The sequence below is a fragment of the Oleiharenicola sp. Vm1 genome (assembly GCF_047777955.1).
GTDB lineage: Bacteria > Verrucomicrobiota > Verrucomicrobiia > Opitutales > Opitutaceae > Didemnitutus.
In genome coordinates, this window is the sequence record NZ_CP180537.1 from 1,631,353 (window position 1) to 1,656,831 (window position 25,479).

Sequence of the window (25,479 nt, forward strand, 5' to 3'; positions counted from 1 at the left end):
CATCTTACTGACACCGACTTAATGAGCGCCCGCATTCACGAGATCGCCAAGAAATACGACGTTGAGCCGAAGGAGATGCTCTCCTGGCTCAAGGAGCAGGGCTACGTCTCGGCGGACACCAAGTCGGTCTCGAGCACCGTCAGCAAAATCTACTACGACGAGATCGAGAACCACTGGGGAGGCAAGGCCGCCGCCGCGGCCGCGTCCGCTCCGGTCGAGGCTGCGCCGGCTCCTGCCGCCGACGCCACGCCTCACGTCAAACTGCCTGCCGGTGTCTTCGTGAAGACTGCACAGGACGTCGCGCGCGAGAAGGAGGAGGCCGCGAAAGCCGCCGCCGCTGCGAAGGCCGCCGCGGCCGCCGCCGCAAATCCGCCGCCCGCCGCCCCCGCCGCTCCGGTCGCGCCTGCGCCGGCTCCTGTGGTGCCCGCCGCGCCCGCGCCGAAGGCTCCGCCGCCGGTCGTCGCGCCGCCGACTTTCAAGGCCGCCCCCACGCCGCCGCCGCTGGCGCCGCGCCCCGTCGCTCCGATCGCACCCGCGCCCGTCGCCGCGCCGAAGCCCGCGCCCGCGCCGATCGCACCGCCGCCGGTTGCCAAGGCCGCGCCGACTCCGCCGCCCCCGCCCGCCGCGAAGGCGCCGAGCCTGCCGCCGCCTCCGCCGGCGCCTGTCGCGCGCCCCGGTGCGTCGCCCGCGACTCCGCCGCCGCCGCCCGCTTTCAAGGCTCCGCCCGCGCCGCCGGCCGCGCCCGCCGTTTCGTCCGTCACCGTGACGGAAGAGGGTGGCGTGAAGATCATTCACCTCAAGCCGCCGATCATCGTCCGCGACTTCGCCGTCGCGCTCGGGCTGAAGCCGTTCAAGCTGATCTCCGAGCTCATGGAGATGAGCATCTTCGCATCGATGAATCAGTCGATCGACGAAGCGGTGGCCAACAAGCTCGCCGAGAAACACGGCTTCCTCCTCGATATCAAACACCGCGGCGAACAGCAGCCCGTCAGCCCGGCCGTTAAGAAGGAAGAAGAGAAGAAGTCCCGCGAAGAAAAGGCACGCGAGGAGGACATCAAGAATCTCGCGCCGCGTCCGCCGGTCGTGGTCATCATGGGCCACGTCGACCACGGCAAGACCTCGCTGCTCGACGCCATCCGCAAGGCCAACGTCGCCGCCGGCGAGTTCGGCGGCATCACGCAGCACATCGGCGCCTACCAGATCGAGCACAACGGCAAGAAGATCACCTTCCTCGACACGCCCGGCCACGCGGCCTTCTCGGCCATGCGCGCCCGCGGCGCCAACGTCACCGACATCGCGGTGCTCGTCGTTGCTGCCGACGACGGCTTCATGCCGCAGACCGACGAGGCGCTGAAGCACGCCCAGAACGCCAAGGTCAACCTCATGGTCGCCGTCAACAAGATGGACGTGAAGGGCGCGAACCTCGATCGCGTGAAGGGCCAGATGCAGGAGCGCAATATCGCTCCGGAAGACTGGGGCGGCGACGTCATCACCGTCCCCGTTGCCGCGATCAAGAACCAGGGCATCACCGAACTGCTCGACTACATCCTCCTCAACGCCGAGGTGCTCGACCTGAAGGCCAATCCGAAGGCCGAGGCCAGCGGCGTCGTCATCGAGTCCGAGGTCGAGGTCGGCCGCGGTCCGGTGGCCACCGTCATCGTCCAGCGCGGCACGCTCCGCGTCGGCGACGCCCTCGTCTGCGGTCCGCACTGGTGCAAGGTCCGCGCGATGTTCGACGACGTTGGCGCCAACGTGAAGGAAGCCCCGCCGTCCGCGCCCGTGCGCGTCATCGGTTGGTCCGGCACGCCGGACTCCGGCATGAAATTCACCGCGGTGAAGAACGCCCGCGAGGCCGAGAAGGCGGCCGAGGAAGCCGAGCACCTGCTCAAGAAGGAAGCCGTCACCGCCGCCGCCGCGCCGAAGGACACGTCACTCGACGCGCTCTTCGCCAACATCGCTGCGACGCAGGAGAAGGTCCTCAAGGTCGTCCTCAAGTCCGACGTCTACGGCTCCGTCGAGGCGGTGCGCAGCGTCCTCGAGGGCATCAAGAGCAACAAGGTGAAGCTCGACGTCGTCGCCGCCGACGTCGGCATCGTGACCAAGAACGATGTCCTCATGGCCAGCGCCGCGAAGGCCGTCATCATCGGTTTCAACACCAAGCAGGAGAACGGCGTCACGCCGCTGGCCAAGCACCACGGCGTCACCATCGAGCACTTCAACATCATCTACGAACTCGGCGACCGCGTGAAGGAGATGATGGCCGACCTGCTCGAGCCCGATCTCAAGGAAAACAAGCTCGGCGTCGCCGAGGTCCGCCAGGTGTTCCCCATCTCGCACGGCTTCGTCGCCGGCTGCCTCGTCACCGAGGGCAAGATCAACCGCAACATCTCCGCCCGCGTCCGCCGCGGCAAGGAGTCGATCTTCGAGGGCAAGGTCGGCACGCTCCGTCGTTTCAAGGACGACGCGAACGAGGTCCGCGCCGGCCTCGAGTGCGGCATCCGCCTCGACGGCTTCGACGGCTACCAGCCCGGCGACAAGATCGAGTGCTTCGAGATCCAGAAGGTGCGCGCGTCGCTCTAACCGGGCGCCGCACCTCCTTCGGCTCTCGGTCCCATCCCGCCAGCCTGCCATGAGCAACCGACTTCTCCGCGTCAACGAGCTGCTGCAGCGCGAAATCAGCGCCTACCTGCGCAAGCGCTACACCAGCGAGGCGACGCGCCTGACCATCTCCGGCGCGGACGTCACCGGCGACCTGCGCGAGGCGAAGATCTACTACTCCGTCGTCGGCTCCGATCCCGAGGAGATCGCGAAGATGGGCCGCTGGCTGCGCTCCAAGCTCACCGAGATCCGCGGCGTCGTCGCCAAGAATGTCGTCATGCGCCACGTGCCGACACTGACCTTCCACCACGACGCCTCCGGCGAGCGCGCCGTGCGCATCGAGACGCTGCTCGACCAGATCGACCGGCAGGGGAAGAAGCCCGAATGAGCCACTATCCCGAGTTCCAGGCCCGGTTCGCCGCGTTCCTGCAGGCGCTCGCGGGCCAGCGGGTGGCGGTCATCGGCCACCAGCGCCCCGACGGCGACTGCATCGGCTCGCAGGTGGCGCTGACGCGCGTGCTGCGCGCCCGCGGCATCGACGCCATCGCGATCAATCCCGACCCCGTGCCGCGCCGGATCAAGTTCCTGCTCGGCGACACGCCGCTCTTCCAGCGCGACCACATCGAGCACGACGGCCGTCTCGCCGTCTTCACCGACTGCGCCGACCACAATCGCGCCGGCGACAAGACCCGCGCGCTCTACGCCGACGCCTTCGGGTGTTTCGACCATCATCTGTCCAACACCGGTTTCGCCCGCCACAACTTCGTCGACACGCAGAGCGCCGCCACCGCCGAGGTGCTCACGGGCCTCTTCCTCGACGCCGGCCTGCCGATCGACGCCGTGTCCGCGCAGGCGCTCTACACCGGCATCATGACCGACACCGGTCAGTTCCGCTTCGCCTCGACCTCGCCGCGCGTCTTCACGCTCGCGGGCGAGCTCCTCGTGCGCGGCGCCAACCCCGCCCAGGCCGGCCAGGAGCTCTACGAGCGCGAGTCGCTCGGGAAGCTGAAGCTGCTCCAGCATTTCATCGGTTCGCTCAAGCTCGAGTGCGGCGGCCGCGTCTGCATCGGCATCCTGCCGCAGGGCATCTTCGAGCAGACCGGCGCGACGGTCGAGGACACCGAGGGGCTGGTCGACTATGCCCGTTCGCTCGACGGCGTCGCCATCGGCGCCCTGATCGAGGAGCGCCCCGGCGTGATCAAGGCCAGCCTCCGCGCCCAGGACGCAGTCTACCGCATGGATTCCATCGCGGCGCAGTTCAACGGCGGCGGCCACGCCAGCGCGGCCGGCCTGAACTTCCCCGACACGCTTTCCTCGTTCTATCCGAAACTCGTCGCCGCGTTCGCGCGGCGGTTGCAGGAAGTCGACGCCCTCAAAAAATGAGCCTCCGTCCTCCCAAAGAAGTCGAGGGCGTCCTGCTCGTCGACAAGCCCACCGGCATGACGTCCCACGACGTCGTCTACCGCCTCCGGCGGAAATTCCAGATCCAGCGCATCGGCCACGCCGGCACCCTCGATCCGCTGGCGACCGGCCTGCTGGTGATGCTCGTGGGCAAGGCGACCAAGATCTCCCAATACCTCATCAGCGAGGACAAGGTTTACGAGGGCGAGATCACGCTCGGCGCCAAGACCAACACCCTCGACGCCGAGGGCGAGGTGATGGAGACGCGCCCCGTGCCGCCGCTCACCGACGACCAGGTGCGCGACGCCATGAAGGGCTTCCTCGGCGACCAATACCAGACGCCCCCGATGTTCTCCGCTGTGAAGATCGGCGGCGTGCCGCTCTACAAGAAGGCGCGCGAGGGCGAGGAAGTGGAGCGCGAGCCGCGCTTCATCCGCGTCGCCGCGTTCGACCTGCTCGGCTTCGCGTCGCCCAAGCTCACCTTCCGCCTCGCCTGCACGAAGGGCACCTACGTCCGTGTGATCGCCGGCGACCTCGGGGAGAAGCTCGGCTGCGGCGCGCATCTCTCCGGCCTGCGCCGCACCGGCAGCGGCAAGTTCACCATCGCGCAATGCGCGCCGCTCGCCGACCTCGAGGCGATGCCGCTGCCCGAGCTGGAGAAGCGCCTCATCCCGATCCACGAGGCCGCGCCGCGCATCGCCCATTCGTGAACGCGCCCCGGCAGTTCGACTCGCTCGAGCGGGTGACGCTGCCCGCCGGCCCGGTTCATCTCGCCATCGGCATGTTCGACGGCGTGCACCTCGGCCACCAGTCGGTGATCGAGGCCGCCGTCCACTCCGCCCGCCGCCGTCGCGGACTCGCGGGCGTGCTGACCTTCTGGCCGCATCCGAGCGCCGTGCTGCGGCCGGACCAGCCGACGCCGCTGCTGCTGGCGCGCGAGATCAAGCGCGAGCTGCTCGGCCGGCTCGGGCTGGACTTCGTGGTCGAGCACCCGTTCTCGCTCGCCTTCGCCGCCACCACGGCGCGCGAATTCGTGGCGCTGCTCCGGCGCGCCTTCCCCGGCCTCGAGGCGGTCTATGTCGGCGAGAACTTCCGCTTCGGCCGCGGCCGCGAGGGTGACACCGCGACGCTGATCACCGCCGCGCGCGAGGCGGGGTTCGCCGTCTACAGCGCCCCGCGCCTGAACCACAACGGCGCGCCGATCAGCAGCAGCCGCATCCGCGAGCTGATCGCGGCGGGTGAGATCGAGGCGGCGAACGCGCTGCTCGGCTACTCGTATTTCGCCACCGGCCCGGTGGAGCAGGGCCGGCAGCTCGGCCGCACGCTCGGCTTCCCGACGCTCAACATCGCCTGGCAGCCTGGGCTGGCGCCGCGTCACGGCGTCTACCTCGTCACCGTGAGCGGGCCGGACGGGCGCATGCAGCCCGGCGTGGCCAACTACGGCCTCCGCCCGACCGTCGAGGCCGGAGCGACCGTCGCCCGCTTGGAAGTGCATGTGCTGACCCCCACGACGCTGACTTATGGCGACTGCGTGACGGTGCGCTGGCTGCGCTTCTTGCGCCCGGAGAGGAGGTTTTCCGGGGTCGACGAGCTCCGGAAACAGATCGAGGCCGACCGCGAGGCCGCCCTGCAGGCGCTGCGAAAAATTTCTGCCGAAGAAAGTCCAAACGGCGCTTGACTAGGGGAACGCCGATTCTACTTTTCGGCCTCTTTCGTCCCTCACGGGGTGGTAGCTCAGCTGGTTAGAGCGTCTGCCTGTCACGCAGAAGGCCGCGGGTTCGAGTCCCGTCCATCCCGCCACTTTAAGGCCGGTTCCTGTCGGAATCGGCCTTTTGCTTGCCCGGTCAGGGCGCAGCAGGCTCCGACACGAGTCGGAAGCGCACGCTGTCGAGCCGCAGCGGCTCCGGCGCCGGGCCCGGGCCGCGGGTCAGTTCGAGCTGCGCGCCGGCGCCGGCCTCGAACGGGAACTGCCCGAGGACGATCCAGCCGGTCGCGGATTCGCCCGCGATCGGGACGATCGATTCGCCCTGCGCGTGCGTGATGCGCGCGTTCCCCGCGGCGCTGCCGGCGTGCCACCACACGCTGACCTCGTAGCGGCCGCGGCGCGGGAGCGCCGGCAGCCAGCGCGCTGCGGCGCCGGGCGCGGGCGAGGCCAGGATGCTCGGCGCATGGCGCGCCGCCGGCTCGGCCGCGGTCCATGGGCCCCGGAGCGTCTGGAACGTCATGCTGGTGGTGTCGAGCACGAGGTCGGTGGCCGCCGTGAAATTCCGCGCAGCCGCGAAGGCCGGCTCGATGCCGGCGGCCGCTTGGAGCGCGCCGGCCTTGGCCGCGGCGGCGGGCGAATCGAGCGAGAGCGCGGGCTCGACGAAGTTGTCGGCCCCGTCGTTGCGCCAGGCGGGCGTGTCGGCGTAGTTCGCCTCGACCCGGTTGCCGCGGATGTTCGGGTTCCAGATGAAGAGCCAGCGGATGGCGTCGCGCACCACGTTGTCGTGGACGTGCACGCCGCTCGTGAACTGGTCGAGGTAGAGCGCGCCGCCGGCCTTGGTGTCGGGATCGGGCGGGCGCATGTGGACGACGACGTTGTGGGCGATCTCCGAGCCGGGCAGGGCGTCGGTGGTGTAGATGCCGCCGCCGTCGTCGAGCCGGCGCATGTAGTTCGCCACGAGGTTGTGCGTGATGCGGTTGGCGCGCGACTCGGCCGGCGCGGGCGGGTTGCCCCAGCCCCAGCCCTGGCTGATGCCGGTGTAGGGGACGGCGACGATCTCGTTGTGCGCGATGACCGAGGCCTCCGTGTAGTAGCCGAGGATCGCCACCGAGCCGAAGTAGTCCTCCCCGATCTGGGTGAGAAAATTGTTCGCGATGCGGTTGCGCCGGGGGAACAGCCGCGGCGAATCCGGGCGGGCGGCGTCCTCGCCGAGCTCGATGCCGCCCGCGGCGAGGTCGAAGAACGAGTTCCCCTCGATCACGTTGTCGTCCCCGCCGTGAGTGAACATCACGCCGGTGCCGCCGAGGTGCTGGAAACGGCAGCCGCGGATCGCGATCCGGTCGGCGGTGAAGGCCTGGAAGGCTGCGGGCACGCGGTCCTTGCGCTGGTTGTGCCGGTAGCGCGCATCGACGGCGGCGGCAGGATCGGCGGGCACGAGCGAGTTGGCCTGCACGTCGACGAAGCCGGCGCGATCCGGCCGCGTCCAGCCGGTGTAGGCGAAGGTCAGCCCCTCGAAGCGGAGATTCCGCACCGGCGCTTCGGGACGGCCGTCCAGGACGACGAGGCTCTCGAGTGCGGGCCGGACGACGGTGGCGCGGACGGGATCTTCGCCGGGGCGGGGCAGGTAGCGCAGCACGCCGCGCGAACGGTCGAGATGAAACTCGCCCGGCGCATCGAGGAACTCCGGCGCGTTCTCGAGCCAGTAGCTGCGGCCGAGATAGACGCGGTCGCCCTGGGGCTGCTTCGTCACCGCGTCCCACTCGGGCTCGGCGATCACGGCGCGCAGCGTGTCGGGTTGTCCGCCGGCGGTCACGCGGGCGATGCGCAGGCGCTTGTGCATCCACGCGATCAGGACGGACAGCTCGACCTCGTTCGGCCGGACGGTGACGCCGGCCAGGCACTCGCGCGGCAGGTCGAAGCCGTCGGCCTGCTTCTCGGAGGCGAGTTTCAGCGTGCGGCCGGCGTTGGGCGTGCGCGCGCGGATGGCGCGGCGGTCGTCGACCCAGAGCTGGCGGAACTCCACGTCGCGACCGACGGCGGCGCTCGCCACGCCGGGGCGCTCGACCGTCCAGCCGGTGATGCGCCGGCCGCCGCTGAGCACCACCGTGGCACCGGTGGCGGCGCGGTAGACCACGGCCTGGCCGTCGCGGCCGGAGTCCTCGCTGGTGAAGCGGAGCGGGGCGGCCAGTTCGTAGGTGCCGGCGCCGATCTCGACCACGAGGTCGCCGCGCGGACCCGGCGCGGCGAGGCGGGCCCGCACCGCCTGGCGGGCGCGGTCGATCGACGCGAAGGGCGCACCCGCGCTGCCGTCGTGCGCGTCGTCGCCCACGGGAGCCGGCGCGACGTGAAACACGGTTTCGGTCGCCGCCGGCAGCGGGGTGCCGAGGACCAGGACGGCGAGGGCGAGAAGCGCGGGGCGGCTCATGCGGACGGGACGGCGACGAGCCGCGGCTGCGCCCGCCAGAGCATCAGGGCGGCGAGCGGGTGCAGGCAGGCGAGGCCGACGAACACCGGCACGTAGCCCGCGCGCTCGATCAGCGGGCCGGCGGCGAGATTGAGCAGCAGGCCGCCGCTGGCGCCCACGGCGCCGAGCAGCCCGGCGATCGTGGCGGCGGAGGTTTTCGGGAAGACGTCGGCGACGAGCAGGCCCTGGCCGAAGAACCAGATCTGGCAGACGACCGCCACGAGCGAGATGAGCACGAGCGCCCACGGCACCGACGGCGCGAAGGTCGTGAACGCGCCCACCGGCGCGAAGGCCGCCGCGAGGGCGAACATCGTCACGCGCACCCGCACGGGCGAGCGGCCGCGCGCGACGAAGAAGTCCGTCGTGCGCCCCGTCGCCATCACCGCGGCCGAGGCGACGAACGAGGGAATCCAGCCGATCCAGCCGAGTTGGGGCAGCGACACGCCGAGGCGTTCCTGGAGGTAGCCGGGCAGCCAGAAGAGGTGGAAATACCAGACCGGATCGGTCAGCGCGCGGGCGGCGAGCAGCAGCCACACGCGCCGGTCGCGCAGGATGGCGCGCAGCGGCGCCGGCACGGCGACGCTCTCCGCCTCGCCGGCGAATTGCGGCGGGTCACGGTCCGCCGCCCACCACACCAGCGCGAGCGCCAGGCCGGCGATTCCCGGGACGATGAACGCCAGGTGCCAGCTCCACCCGCCGGTCAGCGCCGCGACCAGCGGCGGCGCGAGGATGGCGCCGACCGTCGTGCACGGGCTGAGCAGGCTCCACGCGAACGCCCGCCGTTCCTTCGGGAACCAGGTCATCATCACGCGCTGGATCGCCGGGAACGCGCCCGGCTCGGCCGCTCCCAGCAACGCGCGCGCCGCGGCCAGTTGCCCGAAGCCGCTGGCGAGTCCGCTCAGGACGTTGGCGAGCGACCAGAGTCCGGTGAACGCGGCCAGGCTGGCACGGGTGCCGAAGCGGTCCACGATCCGCCCGCTCACGATGTAGAAAACGATGTAGGGCCCCATGAACGCCGTCACCAGCCACGAGTAGTGGATGTCGGTGAGCCCGAGCTCGCCCTTGAGCGTGGCCTTGAGGATCGAGAGCGTCTGCCGGTCGAGGTAGTTGAGCAGGCCGATGCCGAAGAGCAGGGCGAGCAGCAGCCAGCTGCGGCGGCTGGGGCGGGGAACGGTCATGAGCGGCGGCGGGGTGGGAGGGAGCGAACGGACGCGGAGGGCGCGGGCAAAGGACCGCGGCATTGAAACTGTTCAGCGCCGCCCGACGGCGGCGCCGTGCTCGCGCCAGTCGCCGCGGATCTGCACGCATTGCGGGTGGTCGGGCAGGCCGAGGCTGCGGCTTTGCTCGAGGCCGGTGACGAGGTCGACCGCGGCGCGGGCGGCGAGGTCGTAGCGCTGCTGGATGCCGGGCAGCGCCAGCGGGTCGTCGGCCTGCCAGTTGGCGCACCAGACCCGGCCGGCCGCCCGGAGCTCGCGCAGCCGGGGCGACTCGATCTCGTCCCACATCTCGCGGCGCAGCAGCAGCACGCCGTCGGGCTCGTGCGTGCGCAGCCAGCTGGAGAACGACCGCGCGCCGCGCTGGTCGAGCGCGTAGATCAGGCCGCGCGCGCGGGCCTCGGTGGGGTGATGGGTCATGAACGCGGCCTTCACCGCGCTGTCGGTGCGCTGGTTGATCTCCTCGGTGAGGACAATGGCGGGCGAGCGGACGCCCGCGGCCGTCATGCGCTGCAGGCACTCGCAGACGGCGTGGTAGTGGTCGTGCGCGACGCGGTGCAGCTCCACCGGCCAGCGGGCGTGGCCGAGCACGACGCAGGCGAAATGCTCCCAGCCCAGGGCGTAATCGGCGGCGACGCCCTCGATGCTGGGCGAGAAGATCACGCTCTGGATGCCGCGGGCGCGGAGGATGCCGGAAAGGCGCGCGCCGCTGAGGCGGTCCTCGTCGGGCCAGAATTCCTCGAGGTGGTAGCCGCGCAGCTGGGCGCGCGCCGCCGCGCCGTCGCGCATCTGCACGAAGAAGCCCTCCGAGCGCGTCGCCGCGCGCCGTCCCTGCATCCACACCAGGGCGATGCGGCCGGACGACGGCACGGCGCGGCCGCGGCCGATGTGCGCCATCAGCGCGGAGATCTGCGGATCGGGGCGGTAGCCAAGCTTCTCGCCCACGGCCTGGATGCGCCGGCACGTGGCGGCGGGGATGCTCGGGTGGTTGCGCAGGGCGTAGGAGACCGTGGAGACCGCGACGCCGGCGTGAGCGGCGATGTCCTTGATCGTGCAGCGGCGGGGAGGCGTCATGGGCTGAACGAATTCAGTCGCGGCGCCGCCGCGGGGCAATGACGCAGTGCGGGCGGCACTCATGGCGTCGCGGTGTCGACCGTCAGCAGCCCGCTGAGCGTCAGGCGCTGCGGAGCGTAGGCGGCGGCGGGTTCGAGCGTCTTGCCCGCGCGGGCCTTGATCGCGGCCTTGTCGAGCGGGGCGGCGCCCAGCTCGATGCGCACGCGATGCCGGCCGGGCGGCAGTTCGCGGGCGGAAAACCACTTGGTCACGCGGCAGAACGTGGGGCTGGCGTAGGCGTCGAAGAAGGTCGCGCGCTCCGGCGGCAAGGCGTCGATGGTGACGATGAACTCGCCGTTGTCGGGCGAGGCGATGCCGAGCAGGCCGAAGCGGGTGCCGGTGAACTCGGCCTCGAGCGCCGCGCCCGGCGTCGCCGTGCGCCACGTCGGCGGCAGCAGCGCCTTCGTCACGCCGCGCAGGTTCGCGTCGTCGGCCGCGACCGGCGTCCACTCGCCGCGGAGGAGCGCGGGGGCGATCTCCTGCAGGCCGGCGCGTTCCCAGTTGGCGGCTTGCCGCGCGGGCGGCAGGGGCGCGGCGGCCGGGGCGGGGCCGCGGAAGAGGGCGGGCAGGAACGGAGCGATCTGCGCGAAGTAGAGGCGGTGTCCCGCGGCGGTCGGATGGACGCCGTCGAGCGAGAACGCCCGCTCGCCGTCCGCCGGGGTGCCCTTGAAGACCATGCGGCCCGCAGCGACGGCCTGGACGACCGCGACCCCGAGGTGCAGCGACGGGATGCCGTAGTGCGCCGCGACGCGCTCCATGGCCGCGGCGGCCGGAGGAAGCGGCCGGCCTCGAGATCGGGCAGGCCGGGCGTCGAGATCGTGTAGAGGAAGCAGAGGTCGGCGCCGGGCCGGGCGCGCTTCACCTGCCGCACGATGCCCTCGACGGTCTGCTCGACGCGGTCGGGGGCGTGCTGGCGTCGTTGACGGCGAACTCGACGAAGACGAGGTCGGGTCGGTGGCGCAGCACGTCGCGCTCGACGCGGCAGGCGCCGAGATCGGAGCCGGTGCCGGGCAGGCCGGCGTCGGTCGCGACGATTTTCGCGTCCGGGAAAAGCTGGCGCAGCCGCTCGGTCGTCAGCGTCCGCCAGCCCTCGGCGGCGGTGATGCTGCCGCCGAGAAAAACGACGCGGAGCTCGCCCGTGGCGGCCGCGGTGGCCGCGACGTGCGGGCAGCCTCCGCGCGGGTGCGACGCGTCGAGCGCGTGCGTCGTCGCCGTGCCGAGGAGGAGGCTGAGGACGAGGGCGGAGAGACGGACGAGACGCGGCATGTTCACGATTCCCGGGGACCGTAGGCGCGGATTTCGAACACGCGAGCGTGGTCGACGCCGTGCGTCGCGTGCACCGTCAGGCGCAGCCGGCGGGCGGTGACGGGGCGGGCGAGGCGATGCACGCGCTTGCGCAGGTAGTTGTCCGTCACGGCGAGCGCGGGGGCGTCGTCGAGCTGCAGCGCGTAGTCGCGGACCAGCTCGGGCTGCGGGCCGCGGACGATCTTGCGCGTGGTGGCGTCGCTGGCGCTCAGGGTCAGCTCGCGCTGCAGGCCGGAGTCGAAGGTGAGGTGGATTTCGGCGATCTCCCGCGGCTCGGGCCAGGCCAGCTCGATCCAGGCGGGCAGGGTGGCGGATTCCCAGCGGTGGGTGGCCCCGTCGGCCCACGGGCCGAGGCCGGGGAAGAATTCGCGCGTGACGCCGTCGATGACCTGCGCCGCCGCGCCGCGGGCGGTGGCGTCGGAGGCGCTGATCGCGGCGTGGCGGGCGAGATCGCGCGGATCGGCGTTGCGGCAGCCGGGCAGGAAGGCGTCGTCGCGCAGGAGCGCCTGCTGGAGCCGCGCGGCCTCGGCGCCGGTGAAATGCGCCGCGAGCGAGCGCGGCGCCGCGGCGGCGCAGAGCGCGGCGGCGGTGCCGACGGCCTGGCCCATGACGGCGCAGGTGGCCATGACCCGGGTGCTGGCGAAGGCGACGTGGGTGGCGCTGATGTTGCGGCCGGCAAAGAGCAGGTTGCCGACGTTGCGCGAGCAGAGCGCGCGCAGCGGGATCGGGTAGAGGTGCTTGAGGTGCACGTGGCGGCACGGCGCCTCGTCGATCGCGTCGATGCCGCTCGGCGGATGGAGGTCGAGCGGCCAGCCGCCGTAGGCGACGGTGTCGGGAAACTCGCGCGCCGCCTCGAGGTCCTGCTGCGTGAGCACGTGGGGACCGAGGAAGCGGCGCGACTCGCGCTTGCCGGGCACGGTGCCGACCCAGTCGAGCGCCCAGTGGGCGGAGTCGGGATGCTCGCCGGAGTTCTTCACGTAGTCCCAAATGCCGAGCGCGATCCGCAGCAGCTCGTGGCGGATGGCGGCGTTGTCCTTCAGCGTGTCGAGCTGGCCGCCCCATTCGGCCCACCAGTAGCCGTATTCGAAGCCCTCGATCGGGCGGAGGCGGAACTCGTGCTTCTGGAACTTCCGGGCCCAGGCCGGGGCAAGGAAGGGCTGCGGGCGCTCGTGGCGCCGCGCGGTGAACATGATCGAGCTGCCGAGCGTCTGGCGGTCGGCGACGTCGAGGGCGAGCGGCTCGCCGTAGTCGGCCTTGGCCTCGCGGCCGACGGTGAAGAGGGCGCCGGCCTCGGCGCCGAGGCGGCCGTCGCCGGAGCAGTCGGCAAAGACCGGGGCGTGCAGCGTGAAGGCGTCCTCGGTCGAGTGCCGGACCGCGTCGAGCGCGACGATGCGGCGCGGGCCGTCGCCGCTGTCCGCGGTGACGCAGCCGGTGCAGACGGTGTCGAGCAGCAGGGTGATGTTCGGTTCGGCGACGACCTTCTCGTAGAGGAGCAGGTCCCACTGCGAGTAGCTGCGGTGCGGATTGCGGCAGGCGTCCTCGAGGCGGAATTCCTCGATCAAGCCGGTCTCGCGCGCGCCGGGGCGGCGGCCGTGGACGTCGGCGCCGACAACGTGCATGCGGACCTCGCTGGAGGCGTTGCCGCCGAGGACGGAGCGGTCCTGGACGAGGACGACCCGGGCGCCGTTGCGCGCGGCGGCGATCGCGGCGCAGACGCCGGCCAGGCCGCCGCCGACGACAACGAAGTCGGTGTGAATTTCGTGACGGGTCATCGAGAAATGAAAACGAAGGGGACGAAAGTAGAGGGAGGGGGCTCAGGGCACGGCCGGGCGCGGCGCGGCCGGCGCCGCGGTGAGCGTGAAACGCGCCGGCGGCAGGCCCGGCGCGCGCGCGGTGAGGACGATCGGGCCGGCGGCCTGCGTGGTTTGCACGATCACCTGTGCGTAGCCGTTGAAGAGGCTGCGGCGGCGGCCCTGGTCGGGCTCGTGGCAGGACGGGTCGCCGTTGCCGACACCGATGATCCGGCCCGGGCCGCTGAGTTCGAACTCCACGGCGTCGCCGGCCGTCGGCACGGTGCGACCCTCGGCGTCGCGGGCGGAGACGGTGACGAGGGCGCAGTCCTCGCCGTCGCCGCGCAGCGTCGCGCGGTCGGGCGTGAGCACGAGCGCGGCGGACGGGCCGGTGGTTTCCACTTTCGCGGAGCTGACGCGCTGGCCCGCGCGGTAGCCCTCGGCGCGCAGCGTGCCGGCCTGGTAGGCGACGGGCCACTCGACGTAGCCGCCGCGCGGCACGGATTTGCGGCCGAGGCTCTGGTCGTTGAGGAACAGCTCGACCTCGTCGGCGTTGGTGTAGGCGCGGACGGCGATCGGCTCCTGGTCGCGCACGGCCCAGTTCCAGTGTGGCAGCAGGTGCAGCACGTCGCGGCCGGACCACCAGGCCTGGAGAAAATAGAAACTGTCCTTGGCGAAACCGCAGGTGTCCATGACGCCGAACTGGCAGTTGATCGCCGGCCAGTCGTAGGGCCATTGCTCGCCGCGCCAGTCGAAGGCGGCCCACATCAGCACGCCGGCCACCCAGGGCCGCGCCTCGAAGAAGGGCAGCCACTGGTCGTTGCGCGAGCCCCACGACGGGACCTTGTCGGCGTAGGCGGCCACGTAGGCGCGGACGCGGTCGTCGCTGTAGATGCCGCGGGTCGACACCGCCGACGATTCCTCGCTGCTGATCGCGGGGATGTGCGGGAAATCGGCGTGGAATTTGTCGACGTCGCCGAGCTTGAGGTAATTGAACCCCATCACGTCGACGATGTGCGAGAAGCCTTTTCCCCAGTCGCCGTTCATCGGCATCATCGTCGGGCGCGTGGGGTCGAGGCGCTTCACGAGCGCCTGGATGGTGCGCGCGATCGGCTCGCCCCACGGCTCCCCCTGCATCCGGTCGCGGAACTCCTCGTTGCCGAGCGACCAGAGGACGACGCTCGGGTGGTTGCGGTCGCGGCGGATGAGCCGCTCGACCTGACTGAGCGTCTCGGGCGTGGTGTCGAAGCGGCGGTTCTCGTCGACGACGAGCAGGCCGAGGCGATCGCACGCTTCGAGGATGGCGGGCGAGTGCGGGTGGTGGGCGGTGCGGTAGGTATTCGCGCCCATTTCCTTCAAGCGACGGATGCGGAACTCCTGCACGGCGTCGGGCACGGCGGAGCCGACGCCGGCGTGGTCCTGATGCACGCCCACGCCGCGGATGACGTATTTCCTGCCGTTGAGCAGGAAGCCCTGCGCGGGATCGAAGCGGATCGTGCGGATGCCGAAGGTCGTCTCGTAAAGGTCGAGCGCGGCGGAGACGGACGCGCTCGATGCGGCCGCGTCGACCGGACGCACTTCGGAAACGAGGCGGTAGAGGTGCGGCGTCTCGGGCGACCAGAGCTGCGGGGCCGGGACCGGCAGCGACTGGGCGACTTCCGTTTCGGTGCCCGGGGCGAGCGTGAACTCGGCGGAGGTCGTCTCGCCCACGGGCCGGCCGGTGGGGTCGAGCACGCGCGAGACGAGCACGCCGCGGGCGAGGTGCGCGCCGTCGTTGCGGAGGGTGGTCTGCGCGTGGACGGTCGCGGCGCCGTCGGGGGCGAGCGTGGTCGATACGAAAGTGCCCCAGTGCGCCACGTGCAGCGGCGGCGTCTTCACCAGCCAGGCGTGGCGGTAGATGCCGGCGCCCTCGTAGAACCAGCCTTCGGTGCGCGTGGCGTCGACGCGGACGACGAGGGTGTTGCGGCCGCCGAAGCGGGCGTAGGGCGCGAGATCGAACTTGAAGCTGCTGTAACCGCTGACGTTGCGGCCGAGGCAGCGGCCGTTGAACCAGACGAGGCAGTTGCGATACACGCCGTCGAACTCGACCCAGAGGGCGCCGCCCGCGTCGCCCGCCGGCAGGTCGAAGCTGCGCCGATACCAGCCGATGGTGTTGCCGGTAACGCCGCCGAGGGCCTGCGCGCTCTGGCCCATCTCGAGGGCCTCCCAGGAATTCTGCGCGCCGACGCCGGCGCCCATGTTCTTGTAGCCGTGATTGCGGAGCGCCTTCGGGTTGAACGGCAGCTCGACCGCCCAGTCGTGCGGGAGGTCGAGCGTGCGCCAGCCGCGGTCGTCGAAGTCCGGTTGCGCGCAGGCGACGGGCGGCGCAGCGTTGATGTCGGCGGCGCTGCGGCGGAGCGGGGCCAGCCGGGGCTCCTCGTCGAGGTGGGCGCGGGCGGTGCGTTCAAGCGCGTCGACTTCGGGATAGGCGAAGAGGGACGGATCGACGCCGGCCGGGTCGCCGAGATGAAATTTCCACCCGAAATCCAGCCGCAGGCGCTCGCGGGCGGCGAAACTGGTCGCCGCGATGCCGAGCATCAGCGCGGGGAGAAAAACGCGGCGCATCCACCGCGGACGGGGTGACATGACGCCACTGTCTCCACCCGCCTTGGGCAGGGCGAATCGCCGCGCACTGAAATCGCTCAGTGAACCGGATCGAGCCAGCCGAGCGAGGCGAGGAAGCGCTCCGCCGCCGCCAGGGTCTGGCTGCGGGCTGGCTCGCCGCCGTCGCGATAGGCGTAGAGCGGGTGCCGCCCGCCGGGGAAGAGGACGACCTCGCAGCGCGGCTGCGCCCCGCGCGCCGCGTCGGCGAACGCGCGCACGGTGGCGGGCGGCGTGGCGCTGTCGGCGTCGCCGATGAGGATCAAGGTCGGCGGCAGCCGGGCGGGGGCGGCCTGCACGAGGGCGAGCGGCGAGAGTTCGGCGGCGCGCGCGCCGAAGAGCGCGTGGCCGTAGCCGTCGGGGCCGGTGTCGAGCACGGGATACCACAGCAGCAGCGCGTTCGGCGGCGAGGGGCGCGGTCGTCCGGCGCGCGGCTGAGTGCGGTGATGGCGGCGAGTTGTCCGCCGGCCGAGGCGCCCGCGGCCGCGATGCGCGCGGGGTCGACGCCGAGTTCGCGGGCGTGGTCGCGCACCCAGCGGATTGCGGCGCGCGCGTCGTCGGCGCTTTCGAAGGGCGTCGCGCCGTGGGCGGAGGCGATGCGGTAGTCGGCGCTGATCGCCAAGAGGCCGCGTTCGGCGAGCCATGCGCATTCCGGGTAGAACTGGAGCGGAGTGCCATGCGTCCAGCCGCCGCCGTAGAAGAACACGACGGCGGGCCGGCCGCGCGCGGGCGCGGAAGGAGCGCCCGCCGGGGGCGCGAACACGTGCAATTCCAGCGCCGCGTCGCCGACCTGGCGGTAGATCATGCGCCGGGGCGCGAATTCACGCGCGGGCTGCGGCAGGACGCGCCGCAGCGCCTGGAACCACGCCTCCGCCATCTTCTCCGCGCCGCGGGCGTTCGGGTGGACCTTGTCGGCGACGGTGTCGGTCGTCCAATCGAAGCCGCTCGCCTGGTCGACCAGGACGACGCGCTGGTCCGGCCGGTCCAGGCGGTGGGCGAGGGCGGCGAGGGCGGCGTTCAGCTCGGGGAGATAGGAATACTTCGGCAGCTTGCCGGCGGGGATCACCTGGGCGAGCAGCACGGTGACGCGCGGATTGGCGGCGCGGAACGCCGTGATCAGCTGCTCCGTCGCGGCGACGATGCCGGGGACGGGTTTCTCCTCGACGGTGTGGTTGTGTCCGCTGTGCAGCAGCACGATGTCGGCGGGGTGTTCGCGGAAATGCGCCGGAACGGTCGCGGCGAGAAACTCGGTGTTCTTGCCGCCGTAACCCTCGTGGGCGAGCGGGCCGACGCGGGTGGCGCTGGATTGCGTGCCGACGAACTCCACCACGTAGCCGGCGGCAAAGAGTTTTTCCCACAGCGGATAGCGGTAGCAGGAGAAGAAGTCGGCGCCCGCCGTGATCGAGTCGCCTACGGCCATGAGGCGCACCGGGGCGCCGGCGGCGGCGCCCGCGCTAAGCAGGGCGAGCAGCGCGCCGGCGAGCCAGCGGCGGAAGGGGAGGCGCGGCGCGCAGTGCATGGCGGAGCGTCCCGGGAGGAGAGCAGGTGGCACGAGCGAGGCGATGCCGAAATCGTTCAGCGCGGCGCGCCGGCGGAGCTGAGCGATTTCAGTAACGGGGCGGTTTTCCCGCGCGGCCTCGGGGGCCATACGCAGGCAACCCCGTCAACCCCGTGTGCTGTCCCGCCCCGTCCGCTCTCCCTCGTCGGCCCGTGCCGGCGGGAGTGTTGCCGCGTGACGCTGCGCGCTTGCGGAGGTCACCTAACCTCAATCCACCTCATCCCCTGACAATGAACATCTCCCGCTATGGCTCCCGGGTCCTCGCCGCCGCCGGCTTGCTGGCCAGCGTTCCGTGCCTGACCGCGCAAACGGCGCCGTCGACGACGACCACGCCGCCGGAAGGCGACAAGGTCGTGCAACTTTCCGTCTTCGAAGTGCGCAGCCGCCGCGACTCCGCCTACGTGGCCGACAAGTCCGTCGCGACGACCGGCTTCGCCACCGAGCTTTCCAAGATCCCGCTCGCGATCAACGTCGTCACCGCCCAGTTTCTCGAGGACACGGGCGGCTTCGGCTTCAATGGCGTCGCGAACTACCAGGCCGCTTTCACCACCGACCAGGGCGGCATGGACGGCGGCACGCGCAACTCGGCGGGCATCGACCCGACCGTCGGCGCCGTCACCGGCGGCGAGCCGCTGCGCACCCGCATCCGCGGCCAGCCGATCAACCTCAGCCAGCGCAACGGCCTGCCGATGAAGTTCGGCTTCGGCACGGAAAACGTCGACCGCGTCGAAGTCGCGCGCGGCCCCATGTCGGTGTTCATCGGCGGCTCGACTCTCGGCGGCGTGATGAACCTCGTCACCCTCAAGCCCCAGTTCACGCCGGCCTACAAGTTCGGCGTCCGCGTCGACTCGAACGACAGCTACCAGTTCCGCGCCGACCTGACCGGCCCGATCTACAAGGACAAGGTCGCCTACCGCCTAATCGCGCAATACAGCGACGACAACACCTGGCGCGACTTCAGCAACTCGACCACGTTCTTCGTCAACCCGCAGGTGACGTGGCGTCCCTTCAACAAACTCACCACCCGCCTCGAATACGCCCACCGCGACCTGCGCGGCAACATGGTGAGCAACTCCATGCAGTCCACCGCGGCCTACCAGGCGGACTACGACAATCCCTCGCAGGCCCTGCTCGATCTCGGCAAGAGCCGCACCGGCGCCCTGGCCGGCATTCCCTACACCGTGGCGGAATACCGCACGCGCATCGGCCGCGCCTTCGCCAACTGGCGCCTCGACAAGTTCAACGTCGACGGCCGCTGGCGCTCCCTCGGCGAGGGCGAGAGCTTCACCGCCGGCGACTGGGCGAGCGGCAACGACGCCAACCACTTCGGCGAGCACGACTCCTTCTCCACGAAATACGACCTCGTCGAAGGCGAGGCCAACCTGATGGTCACCGACTGGCTCGAGGTCCGCGCCGTCGGCCGCTGGGCCGACCAGCACAGCTACACGACCTTCTTCAGCAACGCGCTCCGCCGCTACCCGGACGGCAGCACGCCGCTGCTCTCCGCCACCACCACTGCCACCAAGCGCGAGGAAATTCCCCTGACGGGCAAGCTCGAGGCCGTGTTCACGAAGGAACTCTTCAAGGTGAACCACAAGTTCCTCGCCGGCTACGAGGCCTCCTACAACCAGGCTTGGTCCGTCAACCCGACCTTCAACTTCAACGGCCTCGCCGCCGTCGCCGCCTCGCCCAACGTCGCCGGCTCGCCCGCCAGCCTGACCGGCGCGAACATCCTCAACTACTTCGACCCGCGCGTCCACACGGTGCCGAACTACGAGTCGATCCTCACCTGGGCCGACGAGACCCTGGCCCCGGGCGTCACCGCGCAGAGTTACTCGCGCATCTACCCCGAGGCCGGTTACGCCGCCTACAGCGGCAGCTTCTGGAAGGACCGCATCACGGTCTTCGGCGGCTACCGCAACACGCGCATCCAGCAGGATTCCTGGAACCTCGACCGCAATCGCGCCCGCCTGCAGCGCTTCCTCCACTCGGACCAGACCACCACGGATTCCTACACCGTCGGCCTCGTCTATGAGCCGTTCCCGGGCGTCAACCTCTACGTGAGCCAGAACGTGGGCACGGAGGCCGTGCCCGCCGGCTCGCTCATCAACGCCGCCTCCGGCTTCACCTCGCTCGTGACGGCCGAGGAGCGCGCCGCCAATCCCGTGCCCGATCTCGAGGGCCGCGGCCGCGAGGCGGGCCTCAAGGTCGAGTTCTTCGACCGCCGCCTCATCGGCCGCGTCGGCGTCTTCGAGCTCACTCGCCACAACACCGTCATCGTCGACAACGAGCGCACGGCCAACGATCCGCGCAATCAGGGCACGGCGGTCGATCCCAACCCGGCCACGCAGAACCTCGCGCAGACCGCCAAGGTCCAGTGGAACCGCACCATCGACGGCAACACCTCCGCCGGCATCGAGCTCGGCTTCACCTGGATGCCGAATCGCAACTACACGATGACCTTCGAGGCCAGCCACCTCTGGACCAACAAGCTCACGCTTTCCAAGCCGCTCACCGGCACCGCCGCCACCGCCCAGGCCATGATCGACTATTCGATCCTCAACGGCCGCCCGCTCGACAACACCCCGGACGACACGCTGCGCGTCTGGCAGAAATACGCCTTCACCGAGGGCAAGCTGAAGGACCTCTGGCTCGGCCTCGGCGTCCGCTACCAGACCTCCGTCATGCCGCTGGCCAGCAATTCCTCCTGGGGAACCGTCCTGCCGGGCTGGACCGTGTTCGATGCCGCGATCGGGCAGCGCGTGACGCTGGCCGGCCGCGCCGTCGACCTCCAGCTCAACGTCGAGAACGTGACCGACAAGCTCTACTCCGCCGGCGGCCGCACCTGGTCGAACCCGCGCACGCTGACCTTCTCGGCCACCACGCGCTTCTGAGCGCCGCTCGCTCCCGAAATTCCCCGGCGGCGAAAGTCTCGCGACTTTCGCCGCCTTGCTTTGAATGGCCCCCAGTTCGCCCAACGGGGCGAGTTAGCTTTCCCTGAAACCTGCCATGCCGATCCTCGTCCGCGCCGAATACCCCGTGGGTGACCTGCTCGTGCGCTACGTCGCTCCCGCCGACCGGCCCGAGGCGTGGGGCCTGATGCTGCTGCCGCTCGCGAAGGCCAACGAGGTCGTCGCGCCGCGCGAGTGGCTGGAGGCGCCGGCGATCACGCAGTTGCCCGCGCCGTGGAATCGCACGCCGGCGTGGGAGGTCGATCCGCTGGTGCACGCGCATGTCAGCGGCGACGTCCTGCCCGGCGGCTTCGCCAACGGCCGCACCCTGCGCCACAGCGCGACCACGGCGAGCCTCGCCGTGCGCGAGCACCGCCGCCGCGACGAGGGCGGCGCGGTCGTGCTGACGACGATCCTCGCCGCGTCGTGCGGCCTCGTCTGCCGTCACGAGTTGACGGTCGATCCCCGGGGCGGCGTGGTCGGCGTGCGCGTCACGGCGGAGAACCCCACCGCGCAGCCGCTGACGCTCGACTACCTCAGCGCCTTCTCGCTCGGCGGCCTCACGCCCTTCGCGGCCGATGACGCTCCCGGCCGCCTGCATGTGCATCGCTTCCGCAGCGCGTGGAGCGCGGAGGGGCGGCATGACGAGCGCAGCGTCGAATCATTGCACCTCGAGCGCTCGTGGACCGGTCACGGCGTGCGCAGCGAGCGCTTCGGCGCGGTCGGCTCGCTGCCGGTCAATGGCTGGTTCCCCTTCGTGGCGGTCGAGGATCGCGCCGCCGGCGTGACGTGGGCGGCGCAGCTGGCGACGCCGGGCACGTGGCAGCTGGAGATCTGCCGGCGCGCGGACCAGCTCGCGCTCAGCGGCGGCGGTCCCGATCGCCTGACGGGCGAATGGCGGCACACGCTCGCGCCCGGGGCGAGCGTCGCGGCACCGCCGGCGTTCCTCACCGTCGCCGCCGGCGGGATCGACGCGGTTTGCGACCGCCTGGTCGCGGCGGCGCGCGCGCGGGCGGAGCCGCTCCCGGCGGGGAGACCGAGCTGCCCGTCGTCTTCAACGAATGGTGCACCTCCTGGGGGCACCCGACGCACGACTCGCTCGTCGCGCTCGCCGCGCGGCTGGCCGGCAGCGGCGTGCGCTACCTCGTGATCGACGACGGCTGGGCGGAGCGCCCCGGCGACCAGTTCCAGCAGAACGGCGACTGGCGCGTGAACCGCCGCGCGTTTCCCGGCGGGCTGCGGGCGACCACGGAGGCGATCCGCGCGCGCGGACTCGTGCCCGGACTATGGTTCGAGTTCGAGGCGGTGAACCCCGGCTCGGCCGCCTGGCACGAGACGGCGCACCAGCTCCACCGCGACGGCGCCGTGCTGCAGGTCGGCGCGCGGCGCTTCTGGGATTTCCGCGACCCCTGGGTGCACGATTTCCTGGCGGAGCGCGTGATCGCGCGGCTGCGCGACGACGGCTTCGGCTACCTCAAGGTCGACTGCAACGACTCGATCGGCCCCGGCGTCGACGGCCCGCTTTCGCCCGGGGAAAATCTCCGCGAGCATCTGGCCGGCGTGCAGCGATTCTTCGTGCGGCTACGTCGCGAGTTGCCGGACCTCGTGATCGAGAACTGCTCCTCCGGCGGCCACCGCCTCGAGCCGTCGATGATGGCGCTGGCGGCCATGAGCTCGTTCTCCGACGCGCACGAGACGCCGGACATTCCGCTGCTCGCGGCGAATCTCAACCGGCTGGTTTGGTCCGCCCAGAAACAGATCTGGGCGGTGCTGCGGGCGGACGACAGCCCCGCCCGCTTGAGCTACTCGCTGGCCGCGACCTTCCTCGGCCGCATGTGCCTCTCGGGTGACGTCGCCGTGCTTCGCTCCGAGGCGTGGCAGCAGGTCCGCGCCGCGATCGCCCTCTATCGCGAGGTCGCACCGCTGATTCGCGACGGCGTCTTCCGCTGCCAGCGCGCCGGCGGCGAGTCGCTGGCGCATCCGACCGGCCACCAGATCGTAGCGATCGCAGCGCCCGATGGGCTTCGGCTGCTGGTGGTGTGGCACGTGTTTGCGGCGGCGGAAACGCCGCTGTCGCTCGCGCTGCCCCGGGAGCGGCGTGGCGCGTGCAGCGCAGCGTCGCGCAGCCGGAACCGGTGTTCGCGATCGAGGCGGGGACGCTGCGCTGGAACGCGGCCGGCGCCTGGACCGGCGGCGTGGCGCTGCTCGTCGCCGGGCGCTGAGCGCGCGGCGAGCGTGTCTTGTGCGTGCATTTGGCGTGCAGTGCCCGGCGGGCGCGGTCAGGTTGGCGCCGTCCTTTTCGCCCGCCATGAAAGCCCTGCAAATCACCGCGCCCGGCGACGTGCGCCTGATCGAACTCCCGCCGCCCGAGCCGCAGCGCGGCGAGGTGCGCGTGCGCGTCCGCCGCGGCGGCTACTGCGGCTCGGACCTGAGCACCTTCCGCGGCGCGAATCCGCTGGTGTCGTATCCGCGCGTGCCCGGCCACGAGCTGGGCGGCGTGGTCGACGCGATCGGAGCCGATACCGCGGGGGCGCCCGCGCCAGGCACGCCGGTGCTGATCGTGCCCTACACGGCGTGCGGGAAGTGCTCGGCGTGCCGGCAGAACCGGCTGAACTGCTGCCGCTACAACCAGACGCTCGGCGTCCAGCGCGAGGGCGGCCTGGCGGAGTTCATCTGCGTGCCGACGGAAAAGCTGCTCACCGCCCCGGGACTCGATTTCGCCGAGCTGGCGATGGTGGAACCGCTGACGGTCGGCTTCCATGCCGTCGCGCGCGGGCGGGTGACGGCGCGCGACGTCGTCGCCGTGCTCGGCTGCGGCGCGATCGGCCTCGGCGCGATCGCGGGCGCGTCCGCGCGCGGGGCACGGGTGATCGCGGTGGATCTCGACGCGCAGAAGCTTGCGCTGGCGCGGGCGGCCGGCGCGACGGAGACGATCAACACCGCGACGGAGAATCTCCACGAGCGGCTCCAGGCGCTCACCGACGGCCACGGTCCGGAGGTGATCGTCGAGGCGATCGGCCTGCCGCAGACGTTCCGCGCCGCGGTCGAGGAGGTCGGCTTCGCCGGCCGCGTCGTCTACATCGGCTACGCCAAGGCGCCGGTCGAATACGAGACGAAGCTCTTCGTGCAGAAGGAACTCGACGTGTTCGGCTCGCGCAACGCGACGCGCGAGGACTTCGCCGCCGTGATCGCGCATCTCCAGGCGAAGCGCTTTCCGGTGACCGCGGCGATCACGCGCGTGGCTGCGATCGACGCCGCGCCCGCGGCGATGCGCGACTGGGCGGCGCAGCCTGCGGCGTTCACGAAGATCCAGGTCGAGTTTCCCTGAGCCGGAGGGAGCGGGCGGCCGCGACCTACCTGGCGGCGGCGCCGCGCCGCTGCGCGAGCTCCGCCGCGATCCGCGGCTCGAGGCGCTCGAAGCGGCCGTAGAAGAGCACCGGCAGCAGCGCGAGGGCGAAGGCCAGCGCGGGCAGCCAGACGATGCCGAAGACGATGGCGTCCTGCGCGGCGGCGGTCTGCGTCGCCTTGGGCACGTAGCCGGCGGCGTCGAGCAGCCACATCGGCAGCGCCCCGCCGAGTCCGGCGCCGGCTTTGAGGCAGAAGGCGGCGCCGACGGCGGTGAGCAGGCCCGCGGCGCGGACGCCGGTCTTCCATTCGCCGTAGTCGACGCTGTCGGAGAGCACGGAAAACGGCATCGCCATCGCCGCGCCGCTGGCGACGAAGCCGAGCGTCCAGCCGGTCAGGATCAGCGGGATCGAGGCGCCGTGGCGCAGCCCGACATAGACGACGAGCTGCCCGAGCACCATGCCGGCGAGACCGAGCGCCCAGACCGTGGTCTTCGACGCCCGGCGGCAGAACCACGGCAGCAGCAGCGCCGTGGCGAGCGAGGCGAAGTCGAGGCCGTTGGCCAGCTTGAGCAGGTCGGGGCGGTGCAGCACGTATTCGAGAAAGTGCGGGGCGACGGTGACGCGCGAGATGAAGCCGATCCAGAACAGGAAACTGCTCGCGAAGATGATCCACCACGGCCAGTTCCCGCGCAGCGCGCCGAATGTGCCGCGGAGCGGGACGGGCTGGGTCTCGACCGGCACGGTCTCGCGCAGGTGGCGGAAGGCGGTGAGGAAGAGCGCGAGCGAGGCCGCGGCGAAGAGCGGCACGGCGATCATGAAGCCGCGACGGTCGTCGCCCGCGCCGAGGCGCCGCACGAGCTCGAGGCCGGTGAGGTTGACGATCAGCACGCCGAGCTTGGAGCCGACCATGCGGAACATGGTGAGGGTGACGCGCTCGCGCGGATCGGCCGTGAGCGCGGAGAGGATCGACGTCACCGGCGTGTTGATGCCGGTGTAGAGGATGTTCGAGACGATGTAGGTGACCGCCGCGTAGGCGACCTTCGCGCCGTGGCTCAGCTCCGGCGTGAGGAAGGTGAGGACGCCGAAGACCGCGAACGGCCCCGAGAGCCAGAGGAACCACGGGCGGCTCTTGCCCCACCGGCTGCGCGTGCGGTCGAAGATCAGCCCCCACACCGGGGCGTCGATGGCGTCGACCCAGCGGGCGACGAGGAGGATGGTGCCGACGGTGGCTGCGGGAATGCCGTAGGTGTCCGTATAGAAATACGGCAGATACCACATGATCCAGCAGAACAGCAGCTGCCCGGCTACGTCGCTGGCCGCGTAGCTGAGCCGCGTGGAAGCGGAGGTCTTGCTCAAGGGGTAGTGGGGTGGAGCGAGGGAAACGGGCGGCGCG

Annotated in this window: 18 protein-coding genes, 1 tRNA gene and 1 pseudogene; 10 read left to right on the top strand and 10 right to left on the bottom strand. The window is 71.3% G+C overall.

Annotation, left to right across the window (positions count from 1 at the left end; all coding sequences use genetic code 11):
• Nucleotides 1-21 precede the first annotated feature (21 nt).
• From infB to ACMYLB_RS08475, 6 genes are all read left to right on the top strand, one after another.
• Nucleotides 22-2,580, top strand: coding sequence for a translation initiation factor IF-2 (gene infB / locus ACMYLB_RS08450; RefSeq protein ID WP_415910492.1), 2,559 nt, complete (start codon nt 22-24; stop codon nt 2,578-2,580).
• Nucleotides 2,581-2,629: 49 nt separating this feature from the next.
• The gene (locus ACMYLB_RS08455) at nt 2,630-2,986 is read left to right on the top strand and encodes a ribosome-binding factor A (RefSeq protein ID WP_415910493.1); all 357 of its coding nucleotides are present in this window, start codon (nt 2,630-2,632) and stop codon (nt 2,984-2,986) included.
• The gene (locus ACMYLB_RS08460) at nt 2,983-3,981 is read left to right on the top strand and encodes a DHH family phosphoesterase (RefSeq protein ID WP_415910494.1); all 999 of its coding nucleotides are present in this window, start codon (nt 2,983-2,985) and stop codon (nt 3,979-3,981) included. Before ACMYLB_RS08455 ends, ACMYLB_RS08460 begins: the two co-directional genes overlap by 4 nt.
• Nucleotides 3,978-4,709 (top strand): tRNA pseudouridine(55) synthase TruB, encoded by a 732-nt coding sequence (gene truB, locus ACMYLB_RS08465; protein WP_415910495.1) that lies wholly within the window; start codon nt 3,978-3,980, stop codon nt 4,707-4,709. The genes ACMYLB_RS08460 and truB overlap by 4 nt, the downstream gene beginning before the upstream one ends.
• Nucleotides 4,706-5,677, top strand: coding sequence for a riboflavin biosynthesis protein RibF (gene ribF, locus ACMYLB_RS08470; RefSeq protein ID WP_415910496.1), 972 nt, complete (start codon nt 4,706-4,708; stop codon nt 5,675-5,677). The genes truB and ribF overlap by 4 nt, the downstream gene beginning before the upstream one ends.
• Nucleotides 5,678-5,722: 45 nt before the next feature.
• Nucleotides 5,723-5,799, top strand: a tRNA-Asp gene (locus ACMYLB_RS08475).
• A gap of 44 nt (nt 5,800-5,843) precedes the next feature.
• Here the strand turns inward: ACMYLB_RS08475 and ACMYLB_RS08480 are convergent.
• The 9 genes from ACMYLB_RS08480 to ACMYLB_RS08520 form a co-directional block, all read right to left on the bottom strand.
• Nucleotides 5,844-8,129, bottom strand: coding sequence for a right-handed parallel beta-helix repeat-containing protein (locus ACMYLB_RS08480; protein ID WP_415910497.1), 2,286 nt, complete (start codon nt 8,127-8,129; stop codon nt 5,844-5,846).
• Nucleotides 8,126-9,346, bottom strand: coding sequence for an MFS transporter (locus tag ACMYLB_RS08485; RefSeq protein ID WP_415910498.1), 1,221 nt, complete (start codon nt 9,344-9,346; stop codon nt 8,126-8,128). Before ACMYLB_RS08485 ends, ACMYLB_RS08480 begins: the two co-directional genes overlap by 4 nt.
• A gap of 72 nt (nt 9,347-9,418) precedes the next feature.
• Entirely contained in the window at nt 9,419-10,456 is a 1,038-nt protein-coding gene (locus ACMYLB_RS08490) for a LacI family DNA-binding transcriptional regulator (protein ID WP_415910499.1), read from the bottom strand.
• A gap of 59 nt (nt 10,457-10,515) precedes the next feature.
• Nucleotides 10,516-11,253 carry a hypothetical protein gene (locus tag ACMYLB_RS08495; RefSeq protein ID WP_415910500.1) on the bottom strand — a complete coding sequence of 246 codons (738 nt, stop codon included), beginning with the start codon at nt 11,251-11,253 and terminating at the stop codon, nt 10,516-10,518.
• Between the two features lie 100 nt (nt 11,254-11,353).
• Nucleotides 11,354-11,761 carry an SGNH/GDSL hydrolase family protein gene (locus ACMYLB_RS08500; RefSeq protein ID WP_415910501.1) on the bottom strand — a complete coding sequence of 136 codons (408 nt, stop codon included), beginning with the start codon at nt 11,759-11,761 and terminating at the stop codon, nt 11,354-11,356.
• A gap of 2 nt (nt 11,762-11,763) precedes the next feature.
• The gene (locus ACMYLB_RS08505; RefSeq protein WP_415910502.1) at nt 11,764-13,572 is read right to left on the bottom strand and encodes an FAD-dependent oxidoreductase; all 1,809 of its coding nucleotides are present in this window, start codon (nt 13,570-13,572) and stop codon (nt 11,764-11,766) included.
• A 42-nt stretch (nt 13,573-13,614) separates the two neighbouring features.
• The gene (gene galA / locus ACMYLB_RS08510; RefSeq protein ID WP_415910503.1) at nt 13,615-16,215 is read right to left on the bottom strand and encodes a beta-galactosidase GalA; all 2,601 of its coding nucleotides are present in this window, start codon (nt 16,213-16,215) and stop codon (nt 13,615-13,617) included.
• A 56-nt stretch (nt 16,216-16,271) separates the two neighbouring features.
• On the bottom strand, nt 16,272-16,529 hold the full coding sequence (locus tag ACMYLB_RS08515) for a hypothetical protein (protein WP_415910504.1): 258 nt from the start codon (nt 16,527-16,529) through the stop codon (nt 16,272-16,274).
• Nucleotides 16,493-17,878, bottom strand: coding sequence for a GDSL-type esterase/lipase family protein (locus ACMYLB_RS08520; RefSeq protein WP_415910505.1), 1,386 nt, complete (start codon nt 17,876-17,878; stop codon nt 16,493-16,495). The genes ACMYLB_RS08515 and ACMYLB_RS08520 overlap by 37 nt, the downstream gene beginning before the upstream one ends.
• A 140-nt stretch (nt 17,879-18,018) precedes the next feature.
• Between ACMYLB_RS08520 and ACMYLB_RS08525 the strand changes: the two genes are divergently transcribed.
• The 4 genes and pseudogenes from ACMYLB_RS08525 (at nt 18,019) to ACMYLB_RS08540 (ending at nt 24,067) form a co-directional block, all read left to right on the top strand.
• Nucleotides 18,019-20,682: a TonB-dependent siderophore receptor gene (locus ACMYLB_RS08525; protein ID WP_415910506.1), complete on the top strand. Its 2,664-nt coding sequence runs from the start codon at nt 18,019-18,021 to the stop codon at nt 20,680-20,682.
• 115 nt (nt 20,683-20,797) lie between these two features.
• Nucleotides 20,798-21,889: a hypothetical protein gene (locus ACMYLB_RS08530; protein ID WP_415910507.1), complete on the top strand. Its 1,092-nt coding sequence runs from the start codon at nt 20,798-20,800 to the stop codon at nt 21,887-21,889.
• A pseudogene (locus ACMYLB_RS08535) lies at nt 21,781-22,611 on the top strand (glycoside hydrolase family 36 protein); the annotation flags it as partial. The gene ACMYLB_RS08530 and the pseudogene ACMYLB_RS08535, both read left to right, overlap by 109 nt.
• A gap of 436 nt (nt 22,612-23,047) precedes the next feature.
• A complete protein-coding gene (locus tag ACMYLB_RS08540) occupies nt 23,048-24,067 on the top strand; it encodes a zinc-binding alcohol dehydrogenase family protein (RefSeq protein ID WP_415910508.1) in 1,020 nt (339 codons plus the stop codon).
• A 25-nt stretch (nt 24,068-24,092) separates the two neighbouring features.
• Here ACMYLB_RS08540 and ACMYLB_RS08545 read toward each other — a convergent pair whose 3' ends face one another.
• Nucleotides 24,093-25,442 (bottom strand): glycoside-pentoside-hexuronide (GPH):cation symporter, encoded by a 1,350-nt coding sequence (locus ACMYLB_RS08545; protein ID WP_415910509.1) that lies wholly within the window; start codon nt 25,440-25,442, stop codon nt 24,093-24,095.
• Nucleotides 25,443-25,479: the final 37 nt, after the last annotated feature.